We start from the raw sequence: 18613 nt of genomic DNA, 5'->3' as shown, positions 1-18613 counted from the left end.
AGTCGGCGGGGGCTTCCGAGGCTTCTTCGCGTGCGCGCTCGGGGGGCAGAGAATTCGTGAGGGGGGTCCTTCCGGAGAGCAGGTGCGCTCGTCGGTCGATCCCCTTCGGGCGGGACCGTTACCGTTCCGTAACTTACGTCGCCGAACGGTGCGGCGTCAAATCGTCCGCGTGGTTTCACGCTGTGAGCCGGCGGGGCGATCGCGAAGGCTCGGACGTCGAGGGTGCGTGGGTCGTACGGTGGTGCGGTGAGCATCTTGACGGACTACATCGGCGCCTGGGTCGCGAACGATGCGGAGCGGATCGCTGCGGCGGTCGCGGAAGACTGTGTCGTCACGGAGTGCTACGGACCGGTGTATCGCGGTCGCGACCGGGTGCTGCAGTGGGCGCGTGCGTGGTTCGAAGCCGGCGGGCTCGTCCATTCGTGGGAGATCACGGATCACTTCGTGACCCCGGATCGAGAAGTCGCCCAGTGGAGATTCGAGTGCACGTGGGGTGGGAACCGAAGCACATTCGAGGGTGCATCCGTCGCGCGCGTCGCGGACGGCCTGGTCGTCGAGTTGCGCGAGTATCAGAGCACCGCAGAACTCTACGAGTGGCAGGGCAGCTGGCGCTGAGTTCCGAGAAGACCCGGCAGTACGCGGGGGATCCGGCCTGCGAGGGGCCGGTCCGCGGTGAGGAACAACCTTCTGAGAGGGGCTGACGGGAATCGAACCCGCGCTGTCTGCTTGGGAAGCAGAAGTTCTACCATTGAACTACAGCCCCGCACCCGCATCCGAGGAGCAGGCGAACGTCAGCCTACCTGCCCGCCGCCCGTTGGCCAAAGCAGCCGGGCGCGGTGCGGCCTCGGCAACTAGGCTGGTGCCGTGCTTCTCAGCGACCGCGACATCAAGGCAGAACTCGCTTCCGGCCGCATCGGCCTCGATCCTCGCGAAGAGGGGATGGTCCAGCCGTCGAGCATCGACGTGCGCCTGGACCGCTACTTCCGCCTGTTCGACAACCACAAGTACCCGTTCATCGATCCGTCGGAGGATCAGCCGGAGCTCACGCGCCTGATCGAGGTCGACCCGGACGAGCCGTTCATCCTGCATCCCGGGGAGTTCGCGCTGGGGGCGACGTTCGAGCAGGTCACGCTCCCGGACGACATCGCCGCACGCCTCGAGGGCAAGTCGTCGCTGGGGCGCCTCGGGCTCATCACCCACTCGACGGCGGGGTTTATCGACCCCGGGTTCACCGGGCATGTCACGCTGGAGCTCGCGAACGTCGCCACGCTACCGATCAAGCTGTGGCCGGGGATGAAGATCGGGCAGCTGTGCTTCTTCCGACTCACCTCGCCCGCCGAGAACCCTTATGGCTCGGGCCCGTACGGCAACCGCTACCAGGGGCAGCGCGGACCGACGGCTTCGCGGTCGTTCCAGAACTTCCATCGAACGGACGTCGGCACCACCGATGTCGGAGCAGTCGGAGGCTGAGATGAGCGATGTCAGCGGCACGTCACCGGAAGAGCCGGTCGTCCCCGAGGGAGCCGAGGCTCCTGGCGAGCCGCTGATCCCGCCTGCCGACGCCGTCATCCCGCCGCCTCCGCCCGAGATCCCGATCCCGGATGGCCTGCTGACGCCGCCGCCGGCATCGGCGATCCCGCCGGCGGATGCGGTGATCCCGCCGCCTCCGCCCGAGACGCTGCGGCGCTCCGACCGCGCACGCCCGACCCCCGCGATCCTCGATCGCGAAGCACCTGCTGCGGCGGCGGAGGACTGGGCCAAGCCGTCGGTCGCGCCCGAGGTCCCGACATCCGGCGGCTATCGCGTGCTGACGATCGTGATCTTCGCGTTCCTGTTCCTGCTCTTCGTCGCGGCGGTCGTCGTCGGCGTGTATCTGTTGAACACGACGACGTTCCCGTTCGCGGGCGATGCCGCGGTGCTGCCGTCGTTTGCGGGCGCGAGCGCCTGACGCGGGTCGCGCCTGCACCTGACGCGGGTCGCGCCTACACCTGACGCGGGTCATGCCTGCGCCTGACGCGGGTCACGCCTGCGCCTGACGCGGGTCAGACCTGCGCCTGCCGGCGGCGGATCGCGGCCGAGGCGACGGCGACGATCGTGCCGATGGCGACGCCGATCGTCGTCTCGACGGCGCGGTCGCGCAGCAGCACGTCGGCGGGGATCGGTGCGGCCAGCCCCACCATGAGCAGTGCGAGCGGCGTCACGAAGACCATCGCGATGCCGTAGTTGCGCCCCACGAACATCTCCGCCGCCGCCTGCAGCAGGACCGCGACGCCGATGATCGCGAGCGGTGGCAGATCCAGCGCGAGGATTCCGGCGGCGACGACGATGCCGAGCAGAGTGCCGACGAGTCGCTGCACCCCGCGGATCACCCGCGCGGTCACGTGCGCTCCGCTCACGGCTGCCACGGCACCGACCGCGGCCCAGTACCAGTGCGACTCCATGACGAGCAGCCCGACGATGCCCGCCGCGACGGTCGCGATCCCCACGGTCGCCGCCATCTCCCACGCCGTGGTGCCCAAGGGGGACCGGATCTTCCGCGGCGTCTCGGCCTTCGTGCCGGAGAAGAGCGCGACCACTGCGCTCACGGCGAGGCCGAACAGCACGCTCGCGCCGCCGACGAGGAGCACGGCGCCGAAGGTGGAGGTCGTCGCGGGGATCGTCGCGCAGGCGCCGACCGCGAACACCGGGAAGAGCGGTCCCGGCGGGTGCCAGCGCATCGTGTAGGCGAGCAGGGTCACCGCGGAGGCGATGACCGCGACGACGATGACGCTGACGACGGCGGGAGCGGATGCGACCGAGAGGGTCGTGCCGACGAGCATGGCCGCGAGCAGCACTCCGCCGGCGCTCGCCTGCATCCGGATGCGGTCACGGAACACATCGTGACGCCCGTACAGCGCGGCGAAGGCGCCGAAGCTGGCGTAGATGCTCAGGTCGAGGCGCCCCAGCATCCACAGCACGAGGAGCGGCACCGCCACGCTGATCGCGGCGCGGAGGGCCACCCGGTGGTCGCCACGGTGCGGCTCGACGCGCAGCACGCCGGTCCATACTCTGCCCCGGGAATCCGCCACCGATCCAGCCTACGTCTGCTCCGGGATGCCCGAAGCGGGCGTCGGGTCAGGCCCTCGTCGTGCGCAGCAGTGCCAGGGTGCCCCCGAGGATGTGGTTCAGGGCGCGTGCCGCGGCCTCGACGTCGTTCTCGTCGATCCCACTCCACACGGGTCCGGTGAGGGCGGCGATCTCCTCGCCGATCTCCGCCGACAGGGTCGTGCCGGAAGGGGTGAGGGCCGCGCCGTCGAGGAGTCCGCGGTCGCGCAGGGTGGCGAGGAATCGTCCGGCCTCCGGATCGTGGAGGCGTTCGGCGACGAAGGCGTCGAGGGTGCCTGCTCCGTCGTGCTGGGAGACGAGGCGCAGCGTCACCCACTCCCGTTCGGAGAGATCGCGGCCTGCGAGGACTGTCAGCAGAAGGGCGTGGAGTGCCTTCTCCGTCTGGCCGATGAGTTGGGGGGTGAACGGGATCATGGAGTCTCCATATCGTTGGTGTGGCCAACGATAACAGATTGTGGGAGCGACCAACGAGTAGCATCGGATCATGCGACGACTCGATGACAGAGCGACCTGGTGGGTCAGCCGCGCGCAGCTGCGCGCCCACGCGGTCCTGCAGGAACTCTTCACCGAGGCCGGCGCCCGTGCGTATCACTACCGCCTCCTCGCGGCGGTCGAGGCGGCGGGTCCGATCAGCCAGGCCGACCTCGGGCGCTCGACCGAGATCGACCGCAGCGACGTCTCGGTCGCCCTCGCCACCCTCGAAGACGGCGGGTTCGTCGAGCGGGAACCGCATCCGTCCGATCGACGCCGGAACCTCGTCACGCTCACCGCCGCGGGACGCGCCGAGCTCGCCCGCCTCGACGAGGTCGTCGACCGCGCGCAGGAGATGTTCCTCGCACCGCTCGCCGAGGAGGAGCGCACGGTCTTCCTCGACCTGGTCAGGCGACTCGGTGTGGGAGCGGCGACGGCCTGATCACTCGGCCCTCGTGCGACGCAGAGCCGTGAGCGTCACCGCGCTCGCCGCGACCAGGAGCGCCGCTCCCAGCCAGGCCGACGCCTCGAATCCGGCCGCGAACGCGTCCGTCGCCAGTGCCCGGAGCGCGTCCCCCTGGGTCGGGGGGAGGCCGTCGGACACCTGCAGGGCCGTCGCCAGGGTCTCGGAGGCGCTCTCGTGGGCGGCGACGGTTCCTTCCGCATCCGTGCCCCGAGGGATGCCCGCGCGGTAGATCGCGACCCCCACGCTGCCCATGACGGCGATGCCGAGCGAGACGCCGATCTCGGTGCTCGTCTCGCTGAGCGCCGATGCCGAGCCCGCGCGCTCGGGAGGAGCCGACCCCACCACGAGTTCGGTCGCAAGGGCCGTCACCGGGCCGATCCCTGCGTAGGCGACGGCGAAGCCGATCAGCACGAGCACGGTGTCCTCGTCGACTGACGCGCGCGCGAGGATCACGAAGCCGACCGCGGACACGGCGAGGGCGACGGCCACGATCAGGACCGGGCGGATGCGGCGCGCGAGGATCGGCGCGACGACGGATGCGATGATCAGCGCGGCGGCTCCAGGGAGCAGCAGCACGCCCGTGACCAGCGGAGGGTGCCCCGCCACCAGCTGCAGATGCTGCGTGAGGAAGAGGTAGATCCCACCGATCGCGAGCGTGCTGATCAGGAGGGCGATCAGGCCGGCACGCACCGCGGGGTTCGCGAACAACCGGAGGTCGAGCAGGGGGTCCGACAGGCGGTTCTGGCGGCGGACGAAGAGGATGCCCAGAATCAGTCCGACCCCCGCGGACGCGGCGGCGAGCGGGCCGATGCCGTGGACGGCCGTCTCCTTGATGCCGAAGGTGAGCGTGAGCATGGCGACGATGATCAGGCCGACGCTCAGGAGGTCGGGCAGGCCTGCGGCTCGGTCGCGGTACTCGGGGAGGAGCAGCGGGGCCGTGACGAGCAGGAGGAGCATCACCGGGAGCCCGAGCAGGAACACCGAACCCCACCAGAAGTGCTCCAGCAGCGCGCCGCCCACGATCGGGCCGAGGGCGATGCCGGCCGAGAACATCGTTGCCCAGATGCCGATCGCGAGGCCGCGCTGATGCGGATCGCGGAACATGCTGCTGATGAGCGCGAGGGTCGACGGCATGAGCGTCGCGCCGGCGATCCCCATGACCGCACGGCTGGCGATGAGCATCTCCGGCGTCGTCGAGAAGGCGGCGGCCGCCGAAGCGGCCCCGAATGCGGCCGCGCCGATGAGCAGGAGGCGCCGGCGACCGATGCGGTCGCCGAGCGAGCCCATCGTGACGAGGAAGCCGGCGATCATGAACCCGTAGATGTCGATGATCCACAGGAGCTGCATCGACGTCGGCCGCAGGTCTTCGCTCAATCGCGGCACGCCGAGATGCAGCACCGTGATGTCGAGCGCCAGCAGCAGCGTGGGCAGCGCCAGCACGGCGAGCCCGATCCACTCCTTCGCCCCTGCCCGCGTCGCAGTGGCCCGTGTGGTCTGAGTCATCGTCTCCTCGTATCCGGCTCTTCTCATCGCAGAGCACGTCCCTCATACTGAGACGGTTCCCCCAATCGGGGAAGTACCCACTATTTACTTCGGTACTTACCTTCTGGTAAGTGAGGAGGGAATCATGTCGGACACGGTCAGATGCGGACCCTACGTCTGCGGTATCGACGCGGCTCTGGATGTGGTGAGCGGCAAGTGGAAGGGCCTCATCCTCTGGGAACTCGTCGAGCACCACACCCTGCGGTTCGCGCAGCTGCGTCGTGCGCTGCCGGGCGTGAGCGAGAAGATGCTCACCCAGCACCTGCGCGAGATGGAGCACGACGGCCTGGTCCATCGGCGGGTGTATGCCGAGGTGCCGCCTCGCGTCGAATACTCGCTGACCGACGCGGGCGCCTCGCTCAGTGCGGCGCTCGAGCCCCTCGGGGATTGGGGCCGCGCGCGCATCCTGCGTGAGGAGATCGCGCTCGTCGACCACGCCGACGCGGAGCGGATGCCGCGACCCTGAAGTCGACTCGGGGCCGCGGCATCCCGCAGGTCACCGCCTGCAGGTCATCTGCGGCGTCTCACCCGCCGAGCAGCTCGAACAGGCTCGAGAGCCCCTGGTCGCCATGCCCGTCGGCGATGCGCCGATCCATCAGCCGCTTGACCTCGCGCATGCGCAGGGTGTCGATGCCGAGGGATTCGCGGTGGGTGATCAGGTCGTCCATCAGGGCGGCCTGCACGTTCAGCGAACCCAGGTCCGGCCCGTACTCTCCGCTCGCGACCGCCGCACCGAAGGATTTCACCAACGGCACGTAGCCGCTGAGGGAGCCCGCGACGCGCTCGGCGAAGGCCGCGACGTCGGCGCCCTCCGCCTTCACCAGGGCGAGTGTGTGCAGCAGGCCGAGGAGGAACTCGTATCCGACAGCGACCTGTGCCAGGAACTCGACGGAGGCGAGCCCCGCATCCTCGCCGTAGTAGCCGATGGTGCCGAGTCCCTCCAGAACGTCTCGATGGGCGTCGAACCCCTCGCGGTCGCCGCTGAACGAGAACCGGACGGTCGGTGTGCCGACGTAGGGCGGGTCGCCCATGATCCCGCCGTCCACGTACTTCGCATCGTGCGCGCGCGCCCATTCCGCGTTGCTCCTGGCCTGGGCGGGGGAGCCGCTCGTGACGTTGACCACGACCTTGCCGCTCGCCGCCGCATCGATCGTTCCGAGCACCGCGTCCACGGCGGTGCTGTCGAGCAGGCAGACGATGACGAGGGGGCTCGCGGACACGGCGTCCGCGGCGGTCGGAGCGACCTCTGCGCCGAGAGCGGCCAAGGGTGCCGCTCTGCTCGCCGTGCGATTCCACACGGTCGTGCGGTGGCCGCGTTCGATGAGGGCCTTCGCGATGGCCGCCCCCATCTCGCCGAGTCCGAGCACCGTCACCGGAGTTCTCGTGTTCGTATTCGTGCTCGTGCTCATGTTCATGTTCATGTTCCTGTTCCTTTCGATCAGTCGGAGGTCGGGGCTGATGCCGGTGTGGAGGTCGGGCCGGAGGGCGGGTTCTCCTCGGCGGTGGCCGCCCCGATGCCCCAGCTCGCTCCGCGGGCGACGAAGGCGCCGACGAGGGTGACGCCCGCGAACACCAGCATCAGCAGTCGCGCGGCGGCGACGATGTCGGGCATCGCGAGGTTGACGAGCACTCCGGCCATCGCCGAGCTGAACGCGCTCGCGATGATGAAGACCGTGTTCACGGCCGCAGCCGCCTTGGCCCCCTCCTCCTCTCCCGAAGTGCTGCCCAGTGCGGCGACGGTCAGATGCGGGAATCCCAGGCCGATGCCGGCGCCGGCGAGGAACAGCGTGGCGAACCACAGGGCGATGACGAGGGGAGAGGGCCCCTCGTGCTGGAGCAGTCCGTAGGCGGCCAGGCCGGCGGCGATGACGAGGGGGCCCACCGTGATGAGAACGCGACGGGACCGGATGGCGGTCGCGTTGGCCGTGAACACCTGCGTGATCGACCATCCGAGGGACAGTGCCGCACCGAGCAGGCCGGCGACGAACGGCATCAGTCCGCCGATCTCCTGCCCGAAGAGGGGGATGAACGCCTCCGTGCCGATCGCGAACGCCAGCACCGCCACCGTGAGGTACACCCATCCCAGCGAAGAGCCGGCGGCGAACGTGACCCGAGGGAGGATGCCGTTGCGTCCGCGACGCTCGTGACGCAGGAACCAGACGCCCAGCACGACGCCCACGACGATGGCGACTCCGGTGCCGAGGCCGCTGGGGACGACGCCCGCGATGCCCACCGCGGCGACGCCTCCGGAGAGGAGCACGAGCGAGCCCCACGGCACCGATTCGCTCGAACGGCTCCGGGTGGTCTGCGGCAGCGCGCGCACGACGACGATGCCGATCAGGGCCGAGACGACGGCCAAGCCGACGAATGTCACGCGCCAGGCGTCCAACTGTGCGAAGACGCCGCCCACGACGGGCCCGACGATGTTGCCGACACCCCACATCGCCGAGACGAGTGCCGCCCCGCGTGCCCAGAGACGCTCGGGGAGGGCGCGCTGGATGAGCGCGTAGCCGAGTCCCGCGAGCAGTCCGCCTCCGAGGCCCTGCACGGCTCGGCCTGCGAGCAGTGCCCACATCCACGGGCTCGCGGCGCAGAGGAGCGAACCGAGCGCGAACAGACCGAGCGCGAGCAGATACGCGCGGACCGCGCCCTGCTGTGTGAGGATGCGGCTCACCATCATCGAGCTGACGACGGAGGCGAGGAGGAACGTCATCATCGTCCACGCGTAGAACTCCGCGCCGCCGATGTCGCCGACGATCGTCGGCAGCAGGCTGGTGGTGAGGTACACGTTGCTCGCCTCGAGCAGCACGCCCCCGGCGAGCACGGACGCGATCGGGGCATGGTGGCTGCCGAGCAGTTCGCGCCAGCTTCCTGCCGGAGCGGTGCGGTGCGGTGTCTGGGTCATCGGGAGTCCTTCGTGGCGTCGGAACGGGTGGAGCACACCCGGCGGCGCCGTTCCTCGGCGACCGATCGTCACGCTAATACCTCGAGTAAACTCGAGGTCAAGAGGAGGCGAAGATGTCTTTGGAACCCGATGATCTGCTGGCGATCGGCGAGGTCGTCCGGCGCAGCGGCGTCCCGGCGACGGCGCTGCACTTCTACGAGCAGCTCGGTCTCATCGCATCGACGCGGACCGCGGGCAACCAGCGTCGCTACCGTCGGCACATGCTGCGGCGGATCTCACTGATCGTGGTCGCGAAGCGTCTCGGAATCCCGCTCACCGACGTGCACGAGGTCTTCCAGAGCCTTCCGGTGGATGAGCCGCCCTCGCAGCGGGACTGGCAGCGGGTGGCGAAGCTGTGGCGTGCGCAGCTCGACCTGCGGCGTACGCAGCTCGAGCACCTGCGGCGTGAGCTCACCGGATGCATCGGCTGCGGCTGCCTCTCGCTCAAGGCCTGTCGTCTGCTCAATCCCGAGGACGCGCTCGGCATCGACGGCCCCGGACCGCGCCGCATCTGAACACCGCGCTGCCGCTGAACACCGCGCTGCCGCTGAACACCGCGCTGCCGCTGAACACCGCGCTGCCGCTGAACACCGCGCTGCCGCTGAACACCGCGCTGCCGCTGAACACCGCGCTGCCGCTGAACACCGCGATGCCGGGCGGGCACCGCTCCTGCGTCAGAGGTCCGACGGCAGCAACGGTCGCATGAACGTCCGTTCGTAGCGGAGCACGCATCCGCTCGAGTCGCGGATGCTGTCCGCCTCGATGAACTCCGGATCGACTCCGAACCTCGCGCGGTACACCTCGTAGTCCGCGAGAGACGGGAAGGAGAACAGCGCCAGGGCTTCGTCGCTCGCTCCTTCGCCCGGCAGGAAATAGCCGTGATGGATGCCACCGTGGCGCGCCACGAGGCCCATCCACGCGCGCGCGAAGGCCTCGAATGCGTCGACCCTGGCCGGATCGATCGTGTACGTGACGACGCAGGTGATCACGCCGTCACCTGTTCGATGCCCTGTTCGACGCCCTGTTCCGGTGTCGTCAGGGTCGCCCGCTGGCGTCCGGCGTAGAGCGTGCCCCAGCGCGTCATCTCCGCGAGCAGCCGCCCGGAGCTCACGCCGAGCTCGCTGAGGCGGTACTCGACTTTGGGAGGAACCTGCCGGTAGATCGTCCTGGTGATGAGGCCGTCTTCCTCGAGCTCGCGCAGCTGACGGGTGAGCACACGCGCGGTCGGGTCCTGCAGGAGCCGTCCGAGTTCGCCGAAGCGCAGCACCTCGTGTTCGCCGAGCAGGGTCAGGATGCTGGGCTTCCAGGCTCCGCCGAGCACGGCGATCGACACCTCGGCGTCGCAGGACTCGGTCCATTCGCGAACGATCCGTGCGGTCTTCTCTCTCACCGGTGGCCTCCTCGGTTTCCAGACTGCCGTGGTATCCAAACTGTCAGTACGTGACAAAAATGACAGTACTTGTGTCCCCTGTCTGTACTTTACAGACTGAGCAGGTGACTTCCACCCCCACTCTCAGCGGCAACCGATCGTCTCTCCGGCTCTGGTTCGCGATGGTCCCCCTTCTGCTCGGCGTGCTCATCGGCGCCCTCGCGATCAGCAGTGTCTCCACCGCACTCCCCGCGATCCGAGGTGAGCTGGGGCTGAGCGACACGGAGGGGCTCTGGCTCGTCGACGTGTACGCGCTCTCCCTGGCTGCGACGCTGATCGTCGCCTCGCGGATCGGGGATGCGTTCGGGCGGAAGACCATCGTCATCATCGGTCTCGCCGGGTTCGCTGCACTCAACGCGGTGGGCGGGTTCGCCACGAGCGGTCTGCTCCTCATCGTCGTCCGCGCCCTGCTGGGAGTCGCCGAGGCCTTCGTCGTCGCGGGGGTGGTCGCGACGATCGGCGCCAAGTTCCATGCGCGCGAACGCGTGCTCGCCTACGGGCTGTGGACGGCCACGTTCGGCACCGGGAGCGCGCTCGGACCCGTGCTGGGCGGGCTGCTCGCGGAAGGGCCGGGGTGGCGCTGGCTGCTGCTGGGAAGCGTTCCGCTCGCCGTGATCGCGGGCCTGCTGGCGCTGTGGCTCGTTCCCGACTCCCGCAGCTCGCTGCGGTCGTCGTGGGATGCGCTGAGCATCCTCTCGTCGATCATCGCCCTCGGGGCTCTCGTCTTCGCGCTCCACGAGGCTCTCGCCGAACCGCTGTCGGCCGCCGTCGCGGCCGTGGTCGCCGTCGTCAGCCTGGTCTTCTTCGTGCGGCGGCAGCAGCGGCTCCGCGATCCGCTCATCGACATGGGGCTGTTCCGCGTGCCGGGCTTCAGTCCGGCGATCATCCGCATCGTGGTGAGCAGTGGGGCCTCGGCGGCATCGGTGCTGCTGGTGAGCCTGCACCTGCAGGACACCCGCGGGCAGAGCGCCGCCGAGGCGGGCATCGCTCTGCTGCCCCAGGCTGCGGCGATCGCGATCGGCGGTGTCGTGGCCCCGCTGGCTCTGCGCTGGGTGTCGGCGAACGCCCTCACCGTGCTCGCTCTCGTCCTGCAGGCTGCGGGGCTCGGCTGGCTCGCGCTCGACCCCGCGGTCGTGGCCGTGCCCCTCGTGCTCGTCGGACTCGGCTTCGGAGTCGGCGCGACGCTCGCCGCGACCGCGCTGTTCGAGGTGACGACCGAGGATCAGGCCGGGCAGGTCGGGGCGATCCAGGAGGTGGGGTTCGCGCTCGGAGGCGGACTCGGAATCGCGGTGTTCGGCACCATCGCCGCGGTCCTCGTCACGGGAGGGTTCGTCGCGGCGGTGATCGTGGCGGCCGTCGTCGTCACGGCTGCCGCTCTCCTCCCACTGGCACGGCGTCGCTCGCACTGACCGCCGAAGGCGTCTCCTCCGTGGTCGTCGTGCCGAGTGCGTCGACACCGTCGAGTCCGCGCACGATCAGTGCGACGACCGCGTCGAGGGTGGCATCGGCCGACAGCACCCTCGTGTGGCCGAGGCCCGCGGTGCGGAGCAGGCGGGATCGCTCGCCGTGGGCCTCGTGCAGGCGCAGCGAGTCGCCATCGGGCATGCGGCGGTCCTGGCGGTCGTGCACGACGAGCAGCGAGGTGTGCGCCGGGAGGGGGTGCCGAGCGCCGTCGTATCGTGCGGATGCCGTCGTCTGATCCACGTCGAGGCGCTCGCGGAACCGTTCGACGAGGCGGGTGGTCGTGCGATCGTCGAGGCGGAACTCCCTGGCGAACTCCGCGAGGAAGGCATCTGGGCCGGCTGCGCCCGCGATCGCGGCCACGGCCGGGACGGGAACGGTCGATCGGGCTGCGGTCACGGCCGCGAGGGCGCCGAACGAGTGGCCAACGATCGCCGCGAACGGGCCGTGGCTCGTCTGCAGCTGTTCGGCGGCGTCGACCCAGTCGCGGATGTCGGTGCGTCGACCGCCCGAGGAGCCGTGGGTCGGCGCGTCGAAGGAGACGACGCGGAACCCCTCGGCGACGAGCTCGCGCACGAGCGGGGCGAACTGCGATGCCCGACCGCGCCAGCCGTGCAGGAGCAGGACCGTACGCGATCCCGTGCCCCATTCGTAGCTGGCCACGTCGACGTCGCGCACGCGCAGCTTTCCGCGACGGGCGTCGCCGTGCGTCGGTGCATCCGCGTCGCGCACCGGCATCCGCGGCGAGGTCGTGAAGAAGACGCGGATGGCGATGTCGCCGGCGAGGCGGGGGGAGAACGCGGCGGCGGTGCGGATGCTGCGCGAGAGCAGTGCGGGAACGGATGGCATGGGGCTCCTTCGCCAGAACAATACGAACGATCATACGTATACTAGGCGAACGATCGTTCGTATACTAGGGGCATGACGGAGAACGCGGTCGTGGACGGGCGCCGAGCGCGCGGTGACGCCTCGCGCCGCATCGTGCTGCAGAGCGCGACGGACCTCGCCTCGGTGGAAGGGCTCGACGGGCTGACGATCGGTCGGCTCGCCGAGGCATCCGGGTCGAGCAAGAGCAGCATCGCGACGCTCTTCCACAGCAAGGAGGGGCTGCAGTTGGCGACGATCGCCGCCGCCCGCGAGATCTTCCTCGCGAAGATCGTCGAGCCGGCCAGGGAGCAGCCGCGCGGGGTGCGCCGTCTGGCCGCGCTCATGCGCAACTCGCTGGAGTACTCCAAGGATCGGGTCTTCACCGGGGGCTGCTTCTTCGCCGCGACGGCGGCCGACCTCGATTCGAAGACCGGTCCCGTGAGCGATGCCGTGCGAGCGGCGCAGATCAGCTGGTACGGATACATCGACGCCCAGCTGCAGCACGCGGTGGCTGCCGGCGAGATCGATGCCGACATCGAGGTGCTGGCGTTCGAGCTGGTGGCGCTCTATGAAGAGGCCAACTCCCGCTCGCTGCTGCTCGACGATGAGCGGCCGTATGCGATCGCCGCCGCCGCGATGCGCGGCCGGCTCCGCGCGGCGGGCGCGGAGGAGTCGGCGATCGCGCTCCTCGTTCCCTGAGGCGGGTCTCTCTCCCCTCTCGATCTCGCCCCTCTCGATCTCTCCCCTCTCGATCTCGCCCCTCTCGATCTCGCCCTCCGGTCTCCGAGGATGCGAAACGCCTCACCCGGCAGTCGGGTGAGGCGTCTCGGTCTCGTTCTCGGGGAGTTGCGCTGCCGGTCAGGCGTCGCGTCCGCGGGCGAAGCCCGCGTCGAAGCCGCGCTCGAACGCGTGCTGAGCGATCCGCTCGGCACGGTGCGGGCCGTGGCCGTGTTCCCGGCCGCGGTCGTGTCCCTGGCCGCGGTGACCGCTGTGCCCGTCCGGCCCGAAGCCGTGACCGCGTCCGTGTGCGAAGCCGTGGTCCTCGTCGTGCTCGAAGCGCGCACCGTGACCGTGGCCGAAGCCGCGTCCGAACGGGTGGCCGAAGCCACGGGGGAAGCCGCGTCCGCGACCGTGTCCGCCGAAGCCGTGCCGGCGACCGCGGGGAAGAGGAGTCTCCTCGTCCCAGCCGAAGGCGCGGGCGATCTTCTCGAGCGATGCGAGAGTCGTGGCCATCTCCTCATCGGAGACGGCGCCCGACACCTTCGCGCGGATCTCGTCGACGATGGCGCCGAGACGTTCCTTCGCGGCGCGTCCGTCGTCGGTGAGTGTCCAACCGTCGCCCTCGGGTGCGACCCAGCCGCGTTCGACGAGCCGGTGCAGCTTGTGGCCGTTCATCGGTCGGTCGGCGGGGACGGTGCCGTCGATGACGTTGAGGAGGCGCCAGTCGCGGCGACTCGCGTGCTCGCTGTCGAAGGCTGTGGCGAATTCGGCCGCCATCAGGCGGTCGGCGGCCTTCAGCCAGTAGCCGAAGGGGCGGGGGGTGTTCTCGGGGTTCGGTGATTCAGAGGTGTTCATGGGAAGTCCTTAGTTGTCAGTGTGCATGTGTATGTCACAGTGCATGTACATGTAGTGTGACATGTGGTCGCAATGCATGTCAAGTCGCATGTAAAATCGATCTGTGACCACCGAATCGCACGACTCCGCAGCGCCGGATCCCGCCGAAGCCATCGCCCAGGCGCTGTCCCGCCTGCGCGGACGCCGTCCGGGGGAGCGCGGCCCCGGAGGGCGCGGCTCCGAACGCGGCCGAGGTCACGGCGGTCCGCACGGCTGGCACGGCGGTCCGCACGGAGGACGCGACGGCGACGATGCGCACGACCACTTCGATCACCACCGCGGACACCCGGGCATGCCCCCGTGGATGGCGGACCCCTCCGGACGGCTCGGCGGCCCCGCGCGCATGCGGATGCTGGAGGCGCTCGCCGCGGCATCCTCCCCGCTCAGCGTGAGCGACCTCGGTGCGGCGATCGGCGTCGATCAGCCGCGCGCCTCGCGGCTCGTGCAGCAGGGGGTCGAGCACGGTTTCGTGCGCCGGGAGGCCGATCCCGATGACGCCAGGCGCACCCGCATCGCCCTGACCGACGAAGGCCGTCGACTCGCCCGGGGCATGCGCGGCGAACGGCGCGAGCTGCTCACCACGGCTCTCGCCTCGTTCACCGACGACGAGCGCGTCGAGCTCGCCCGGCTGCTGAACAAGCTCGCCGACAACTGGCAGCGCTGACCCGACGCGCTACGGACGGAGGGCGCCGACGTCGGCGGCGACGTCGAGGACCGCATCCACCGGGATGGCCGTGTCCGGCGATGCCGACAGCAGCGTCCCCGTCGCCACGATCGTGACCGTCCCCCGCGGGGAGAGCAGCTGCACGGAGCCGACCTCGCCGAGCGTGTCGCCGTCGCCGAGCAGGAGCACGCGTCCGTCGAGGGCCGCGGCTCGAGGGTCGTCGGTTGCGCCGGCGAGCGTGCGCAGCTCCTCGGCGCTCCATGTCGTCCCGTCGATCCCGACGGCGAGGGAGGCGTAGTCCTCGAGCGCCGTCGACGCGGACGCGACCGCCTCGTTCACCCAGACGCAGGTCGTGTCGGAGGGGCCCTCCGAGGAGTCGTCGGCGGAGAACGAGAACCCCGCCGTGATCGGCGCGGCGAGCGGCTCGATGTCCGTGCAGGTGATGATCGTGTCCGCCGATTCCGATGTCGGGGCGGATTCCGTCGATCCTCCGGAATCTTCGGCGGAGGCGGGGCCGGAGGAGGACGGAGCGGACGAGCACCCGGCGAGGGCGAGCATGCCGACGAGGGCGAGGACGCTCAGGCGGGGGACGGACGACGGGCGAGGATCGGACGACGGGCGCACAGCCGTCATCCTCCCACATGCGCCACACCGCGCCGGGCGCTTCAGGCCGACGCGAACTCCACCGAGGGTTCGTCGTCGACGGAGAGCGACAGCACGACCGTCTCGACCGCGTCGTGCGCCTCGATCCGCCGCTCGACCTCGCGCAGGCGACGGGCGGCGTCGTGCTCGCGCGCGTCGCCGGCCAGGTCGACCTCCGCGACGATGAACAGTCGGTTCGGGCCGACGTACTCGATGTGCAGGTAGGTCACGCGTTCGATCTGGTCCAGCCCGAGCAGGGCGGTCCCCACGCGGGCGCGGAGGTCAGGAGCGGCCGATGCCCCGACGAGGAACGCGATGTTCCGTCGGATCAGGATGACCGCGACCACGCCGAGCAGCACGCCGACGAGGATCGACCCGATGGCGTCCCAGGCGGCGACTCCGGTGATCTGGTGCAGGAGGATCGCGCCTCCCGCCAGCACCAGGCCGATCAGCGCGGCGGAGTCTTCGAAGAAGACCGCCCGGAGCGTGGTGTCGCTCGTCTCCAGCACGAAGTCCCAGGTCGACGACCCGCGCTCCTTCGCGAGGCGACGGGACTTCACCATCGCCTGCGTGAACGACAGGCCCTCGAGCACGAACGAGACGCCCAGTACGACGTAGGCCACCATCGGGCTCTCGACAGGGCCCGTGTCGGAGAGCTGTTGGATGCCGTGCATGATCGACACGATCGAGCCGGCCGTGAAGATCCCGAACGCGGCGATCAGCGACCACACGAACGCATTGCGTCCGTAGCCGAGGGGATGCCGGGCATCCTTCGCCTTCGCCCCGCGTCGGTCGGCGATGAGGAGGAACACCTCGTTGCCGGCATCCGCCCACGAGTGCGCCGCCTCGGCGACCATCGACGCCGACGAGGTGATGATCGCGGCGGCGGTCTTCGCCACCGCGACGAGGACGTTGGCGAGGAAGGCGAGGATCACGGTCACGCGGTCAGGCTACTCCGCCCGCGCGGGTCAGGAGTTCAACGCGGCGCCTTCACCGGAAGCAGCAGCAGGAAGCCCGCGATCAGGACGATCACGATGCCCAGGATGCCGAACGCCGTCTGAGCCGTCAGCACGATCAGGAGCGTCCAGGCGCCGGAGGCCATCCAGCTCGCGGCCCGACCGGTCGTGGCGTACAGGCCGAAGATCTCGCCCTCGCGTCCGGCCGGTGTGACCCTGGCGAGGAAGGAGCGAGCGGAGGCCTGCGCGGGTCCGACGAATGCGCAGAGGATGAGGCCGCCGATCCAGAAGACGACGGTGCCGCCGTCGCGAAGGAAGAACACGCCGAGGCCGGCGACCACCATCGAGCCGAGCGACAGCAGGATGATCCGCTTCGGGCCGAACCGGTCGTCGAAGCGTCCGGCGATGATCGTGGAGACGCCGGCGATGAGGTTCGCGGCGATGCCGAAGATCACGATGTCGAGGAACTCGAAGTGGAACACGGTCGAGCCGATCACGGCGCCGAACGCGAAGACACCGCCGAGGCCGTCGCGGAACACCGCACTCGCGAGCAGGAACCAGAACGTCGGCCGCGTCTCGGGGGAGCGGTAGAGGCCGACGACGTCCTTGACCAGCAGACGGTAGGACGCGAAGAAACCGACCTTGCGCTCCGGGCGGCCGAGCGAGGGTTCCGGCACGTTCAGGAAGATCGGGATGCTGAACACGATCGCCCAGATCGCGCAGCCGACCGCGATGATGCGGAAGGGCAGGCCGCCGTCGGAGGGAAGCCCGAACCAGTCCATCATGTAGAAGACGATCACGATGACCAGGGCGATGATGCCGCCGAGGTAGCCGAAGCCCCAGCCGAGCCCCGAGATGCGACCCACCGTCTTGGGGTTCGCGATCCCGATGAGCATCGCGTTCGAGTTCACCGCCGCGATCTCGCCGAACACGGAGCCGGCCGAGATCAGCGCGACGCCGAGCCAGAAGAGCGTGGGCGTGGGCTCGACGAACCAGAGACCGAACATGCACAGGATGAGGGCGCCCGTGCCGATGCCGAGCCAGAGCTTCTGCCGACCGGCGGCATCCGCCCGCTGGCCGAGGACCGGCGCCAGGAGGAGGATCGCGAAGGCCGCGATGGTGGAGCCGAGTCCCAGGCCGGAGGTGAGATCGGCGATGGCCGCCTCGTGCGCCTGGCTCTTCGGGTCGAGGGCCGCGAGTTCTGCGGGGAGGAACGCGTCGGTCGTCAGATACAGCGCCGTGAAGATGAACGTCAGGATGACGGTGTTGAAGGGCTGCGTCGCCCAGTCCCACAGCGCCCAGGAGTAGACCTGCTTCTTCGGTGCGGGCGTCTCGCCGCGCAGATCCAGGCCGACGACGGCCACGGCGCCGCTGTTCGCGGTCGCCACGGGCTCGGGAACGCCCTGGCGAGGTTCGGGTTCGCTCATGCTGGAAGTCTGGCGGTGCCCGGTGAACGCCCGGTGACGGCGCGCCGCACGGATATACCCCGCCACTCGTATACCCCGCCACTCGCGCGACTCAGTCCGTGCGCAGCGGCCGCAGCGTGCGGGCGTAGTCCTCCTTCAGTACGGCGAGGTGCAGCCAGGCCTCGATGCGCGTGACACCCGGCAGCGCTCGCAGGCGCTCGAGGCTGGCGTACAGCGCGCCGGCGGAGGGCTCGACCAACGTGGCCACCGCGTCGAACCGGCCGAGGGTTCGGGCGGCGAAGTCCACCCCGCGTCCGCGTCGCAGCTCGTCGATCACGGCCTCGTCGTCGTCGCCGAGCGTCATGCCCACTCCCATCGAGAGCTGCCGGTGTGCGAGACCACGGGCCTCGACGGCGCTGATCTTGATGACGCCCGCGTCGATCAGTCGCTGCACCCTCGTCGCGACGGCCGAGGGGGAGAGGCGCACCTCCTCGCCCAGCGCACGGAAGCTCTTGCGTCCGTCGGCCTGCAGCTGTTCGATCAGGGCCTCGTCGATCGCGTCCAGTGTGACGCCGCCGTGGTATTCCGAGACGAAGAAGCCCTTGATCACGGTCGAGTAGATGATCGTGCTGATGTCGAGCACGCCGTCGATCGCGCGGATCAGAGCGAGCAGGTCGTGCAGCTCCGACATCGACCCCACGCGCACCTCGGTGACCACGTCGTGCGCCCCGCCCACCGCCGACACGAGCACGGTCTCGCTCATGTCGCGCAGGTGCTCGGCCACGAGCTCGACCGAGCCGTCGGTGCGGATCGACACGTGGGCGAGCACGTGCTGGCCGAGGAAGACGGGGTCGACGGCTGCCACCACCCGCACCGTGCGGTCGGCGAGCATCGTCCGAAGGCGGGCCGCGACGGCTGCGCGCGACTGTCCCAGCCGCTCGGCGAGGGAGAGGATGCTGGCGCGACCGTCTTCCTGCAGCGCGCGGATGAGTTCGGCGTCGAAATCCATGCTTCCGCCCATTTCGTCAGTTTCCCGCGAACGCACC

At 69.9% G+C, this 18613-nt stretch carries 22 protein-coding genes and 1 tRNA gene; 9 read left to right on the top strand and 14 right to left on the bottom strand.

Going from position 1 to position 18613, the window contains the following annotated elements; translation table 11 throughout:
* The first annotated feature begins 246 nt into the window (after window positions 1-246).
* Entirely contained in the window at window positions 247-615 is a 369-nt protein-coding gene (locus tag CQ042_RS18545) for a nuclear transport factor 2 family protein (protein ID WP_181157630.1), read from the top strand.
* A gap of 77 nt (window positions 616-692) precedes the next feature.
* On the opposite strand, the gene CQ042_RS18540 is transcribed toward CQ042_RS18545, so the two are convergent.
* Window positions 693-763, bottom strand: a tRNA-Gly gene (locus CQ042_RS18540).
* 101 nt (window positions 764-864) lie between these two features.
* Here CQ042_RS18540 and dcd point away from each other — a divergent pair.
* Together dcd and CQ042_RS18530 are read left to right on the top strand one after the other, a co-directional pair.
* On the top strand, window positions 865-1470 hold the full coding sequence (dcd, locus tag CQ042_RS18535) for a dCTP deaminase (RefSeq protein ID WP_105671922.1): 606 nt from the start codon (window positions 865-867) through the stop codon (window positions 1468-1470).
* A gap of 1 nt (window position 1471) precedes the next feature.
* Window positions 1472-1948: a hypothetical protein gene (locus tag CQ042_RS18530; protein WP_146115427.1), complete on the top strand. Its 477-nt coding sequence runs from the start codon at window positions 1472-1474 to the stop codon at window positions 1946-1948.
* 94 nt (window positions 1949-2042) lie between these two features.
* On the opposite strand, the gene CQ042_RS18525 is transcribed toward CQ042_RS18530, so the two are convergent.
* Together CQ042_RS18525 and CQ042_RS18520 are read right to left on the bottom strand one after the other, a co-directional pair.
* The gene (locus CQ042_RS18525) at window positions 2043-3068 is read right to left on the bottom strand and encodes an FUSC family protein (protein WP_105671920.1); all 1026 of its coding nucleotides are present in this window, start codon (window positions 3066-3068) and stop codon (window positions 2043-2045) included.
* A gap of 46 nt (window positions 3069-3114) precedes the next feature.
* Window positions 3115-3519 (bottom strand): hypothetical protein, encoded by a 405-nt coding sequence (locus CQ042_RS18520; RefSeq protein WP_105671919.1) that lies wholly within the window; start codon window positions 3517-3519, stop codon window positions 3115-3117.
* Between the two features lie 70 nt (window positions 3520-3589).
* Here CQ042_RS18520 and CQ042_RS18515 point away from each other — a divergent pair, with 70 nt between their 5' ends.
* On the top strand, window positions 3590-4018 hold the full coding sequence (locus CQ042_RS18515; protein WP_105671918.1) for a MarR family winged helix-turn-helix transcriptional regulator: 429 nt from the start codon (window positions 3590-3592) through the stop codon (window positions 4016-4018).
* Here CQ042_RS18515 and CQ042_RS18510 read toward each other — a convergent pair whose 3' ends face one another.
* Window positions 4019-5545, bottom strand: a complete 1527-nt coding sequence (locus CQ042_RS18510) for an MFS transporter (protein ID WP_105671917.1) — start codon at window positions 5543-5545, stop codon at window positions 4019-4021.
* 124 nt (window positions 5546-5669) lie between these two features.
* Between CQ042_RS18510 and CQ042_RS18505 the strand changes: the two genes are divergently transcribed.
* Window positions 5670-6050, top strand: coding sequence for a helix-turn-helix domain-containing protein (locus CQ042_RS18505; RefSeq protein WP_105671916.1), 381 nt, complete (start codon window positions 5670-5672; stop codon window positions 6048-6050).
* A gap of 58 nt (window positions 6051-6108) precedes the next feature.
* Here the strand turns inward: CQ042_RS18505 and CQ042_RS18500 are convergent, their stop codons facing one another.
* The gene (locus CQ042_RS18500; protein ID WP_219844877.1) at window positions 6109-7005 is read right to left on the bottom strand and encodes an NAD(P)-dependent oxidoreductase; all 897 of its coding nucleotides are present in this window, start codon (window positions 7003-7005) and stop codon (window positions 6109-6111) included.
* Window positions 7006-7022: 17 nt separating this feature from the next.
* Complete coding sequence (locus CQ042_RS18495; RefSeq protein WP_258132344.1) at window positions 7023-8489, bottom strand: MFS transporter; 1467 nt, start codon at window positions 8487-8489, stop codon at window positions 7023-7025.
* Between the two features lie 113 nt (window positions 8490-8602).
* Between CQ042_RS18495 and soxR the strand changes: the two genes are divergently transcribed.
* Window positions 8603-9043: a redox-sensitive transcriptional activator SoxR gene (gene soxR / locus CQ042_RS18490; RefSeq protein ID WP_105671915.1), complete on the top strand. Its 441-nt coding sequence runs from the start codon at window positions 8603-8605 to the stop codon at window positions 9041-9043.
* A 159-nt stretch (window positions 9044-9202) separates the two neighbouring features.
* On the opposite strand, the gene CQ042_RS18480 is transcribed toward soxR, so the two are convergent.
* Both CQ042_RS18480 and CQ042_RS18475 read right to left on the bottom strand, forming a co-directional pair.
* Entirely contained in the window at window positions 9203-9517 is a 315-nt protein-coding gene (locus CQ042_RS18480; protein ID WP_105671913.1) for an NIPSNAP family protein, read from the bottom strand.
* Entirely contained in the window at window positions 9514-9918 is a 405-nt protein-coding gene (locus CQ042_RS18475) for a helix-turn-helix domain-containing protein (RefSeq protein ID WP_105671912.1), read from the bottom strand. The genes CQ042_RS18480 and CQ042_RS18475 overlap by 4 nt, the downstream gene beginning before the upstream one ends.
* 104 nt (window positions 9919-10022) lie before the next feature.
* On the opposite strand from CQ042_RS18475, the gene CQ042_RS18470 reads away from it, so the two are divergent.
* Entirely contained in the window at window positions 10023-11366 is a 1344-nt protein-coding gene (locus CQ042_RS18470) for an MFS transporter (protein ID WP_181157629.1), read from the top strand.
* Here the strand turns inward: CQ042_RS18470 and CQ042_RS18465 are convergent.
* Entirely contained in the window at window positions 11320-12267 is a 948-nt protein-coding gene (locus CQ042_RS18465; protein WP_105671910.1) for an alpha/beta fold hydrolase, read from the bottom strand. The two genes, CQ042_RS18470 and CQ042_RS18465, sit on opposite strands and share 47 nt — an antisense overlap.
* Before the next feature lie 72 nt (window positions 12268-12339).
* Between CQ042_RS18465 and CQ042_RS18460 the strand changes: the two genes are divergently transcribed.
* Window positions 12340-12984: a TetR/AcrR family transcriptional regulator gene (locus CQ042_RS18460; protein ID WP_105671909.1), complete on the top strand. Its 645-nt coding sequence runs from the start codon at window positions 12340-12342 to the stop codon at window positions 12982-12984.
* A 159-nt stretch (window positions 12985-13143) separates the two neighbouring features.
* Here the strand turns inward: CQ042_RS18460 and CQ042_RS18455 are convergent, their stop codons facing one another.
* Window positions 13144-13860 (bottom strand): hypothetical protein, encoded by a 717-nt coding sequence (locus CQ042_RS18455; RefSeq protein ID WP_105671908.1) that lies wholly within the window; start codon window positions 13858-13860, stop codon window positions 13144-13146.
* 103 nt (window positions 13861-13963) lie between these two features.
* Between CQ042_RS18455 and CQ042_RS20765 the strand changes: the two genes are divergently transcribed.
* The gene (locus CQ042_RS20765; RefSeq protein WP_258132343.1) at window positions 13964-14563 is read left to right on the top strand and encodes a MarR family winged helix-turn-helix transcriptional regulator; all 600 of its coding nucleotides are present in this window, start codon (window positions 13964-13966) and stop codon (window positions 14561-14563) included.
* A 9-nt stretch (window positions 14564-14572) separates the two neighbouring features.
* Here the strand turns inward: CQ042_RS20765 and CQ042_RS18445 are convergent, their stop codons facing one another.
* The 4 genes from CQ042_RS18445 to CQ042_RS18430 all read right to left on the bottom strand — a co-directional run bounded on the left by CQ042_RS18445 (window position 14573) and on the right by CQ042_RS18430 (window position 18588).
* Window positions 14573-15196 (bottom strand): hypothetical protein, encoded by a 624-nt coding sequence (locus CQ042_RS18445; protein ID WP_146115426.1) that lies wholly within the window; start codon window positions 15194-15196, stop codon window positions 14573-14575.
* 32 nt (window positions 15197-15228) lie between these two features.
* A complete protein-coding gene (locus CQ042_RS18440) occupies window positions 15229-16146 on the bottom strand; it encodes a cation diffusion facilitator family transporter (protein ID WP_105671906.1) in 918 nt (305 codons plus the stop codon).
* Between the two features lie 35 nt (window positions 16147-16181).
* Complete coding sequence (locus CQ042_RS18435; RefSeq protein WP_105671905.1) at window positions 16182-17588, bottom strand: MFS transporter; 1407 nt, start codon at window positions 17586-17588, stop codon at window positions 16182-16184.
* Window positions 17589-17679: 91 nt separating this feature from the next.
* Window positions 17680-18588, bottom strand: a complete 909-nt coding sequence (locus tag CQ042_RS18430; RefSeq protein WP_258132342.1) for an Lrp/AsnC family transcriptional regulator — start codon at window positions 18586-18588, stop codon at window positions 17680-17682.
* Window positions 18589-18613: the final 25 nt, after the last annotated feature.

This window comes from Microbacterium sp. MYb62 (genome assembly GCF_002979475.1).
GTDB lineage: Bacteria > Actinomycetota > Actinomycetes > Actinomycetales > Microbacteriaceae > Microbacterium.
The sequence above is the reverse complement of the archived record's forward strand: the minus strand, read 5'-3'. Positions and strand labels throughout refer to the sequence as shown.

What these genes read in the sequence shown, in the direction of transcription:
- CQ042_RS18530 (WP_146115427.1), top strand. Translation starts at nt 1,472, where the DNA reads ATGAGCGATGTCAGCGGCACGTCACCGGAAGAGCCGGTCGTCCCCGAG.
- CQ042_RS18520 (WP_105671919.1), bottom strand. Translation starts at nt 3,519, where the DNA reads ATGATCCCGTTCACCCCCCAACTCATCGGCCAGACGGAGAAGGCACTC.
- CQ042_RS18515 (WP_105671918.1), top strand. Translation starts at nt 3,590, where the DNA reads ATGCGACGACTCGATGACAGAGCGACCTGGTGGGTCAGCCGCGCGCAG.
- CQ042_RS18510 (WP_105671917.1), bottom strand. Translation starts at nt 5,545, where the DNA reads ATGACTCAGACCACACGGGCCACTGCGACGCGGGCAGGGGCGAAGGAG.
- CQ042_RS18505 (WP_105671916.1), top strand. Translation starts at nt 5,670, where the DNA reads ATGTCGGACACGGTCAGATGCGGACCCTACGTCTGCGGTATCGACGCG.
- CQ042_RS18500 (WP_219844877.1), bottom strand. Translation starts at nt 7,005, where the DNA reads ATGAACATGAACATGAGCACGAGCACGAATACGAACACGAGAACTCCG.
- CQ042_RS18495 (WP_258132344.1), bottom strand. Translation starts at nt 8,489, where the DNA reads ATGACCCAGACACCGCACCGCACCGCTCCGGCAGGAAGCTGGCGCGAA.
- soxR (WP_105671915.1), top strand. Translation starts at nt 8,603, where the DNA reads ATGTCTTTGGAACCCGATGATCTGCTGGCGATCGGCGAGGTCGTCCGG.
- CQ042_RS18465 (WP_105671910.1), bottom strand. Translation starts at nt 12,267, where the DNA reads ATGCCATCCGTTCCCGCACTGCTCTCGCGCAGCATCCGCACCGCCGCC.
- CQ042_RS18460 (WP_105671909.1), top strand. Translation starts at nt 12,340, where the DNA reads ATGACGGAGAACGCGGTCGTGGACGGGCGCCGAGCGCGCGGTGACGCC.
- CQ042_RS18455 (WP_105671908.1), bottom strand. Translation starts at nt 13,860, where the DNA reads ATGAACACCTCTGAATCACCGAACCCCGAGAACACCCCCCGCCCCTTC.
- CQ042_RS18445 (WP_146115426.1), bottom strand. Translation starts at nt 15,196, where the DNA reads ATGACGGCTGTGCGCCCGTCGTCCGATCCTCGCCCGTCGTCCGTCCCC.
- CQ042_RS18435 (WP_105671905.1), bottom strand. Translation starts at nt 17,588, where the DNA reads ATGAGCGAACCCGAACCTCGCCAGGGCGTTCCCGAGCCCGTGGCGACC.
- CQ042_RS18430 (WP_258132342.1), bottom strand. Translation starts at nt 18,588, where the DNA reads ATGGGCGGAAGCATGGATTTCGACGCCGAACTCATCCGCGCGCTGCAG.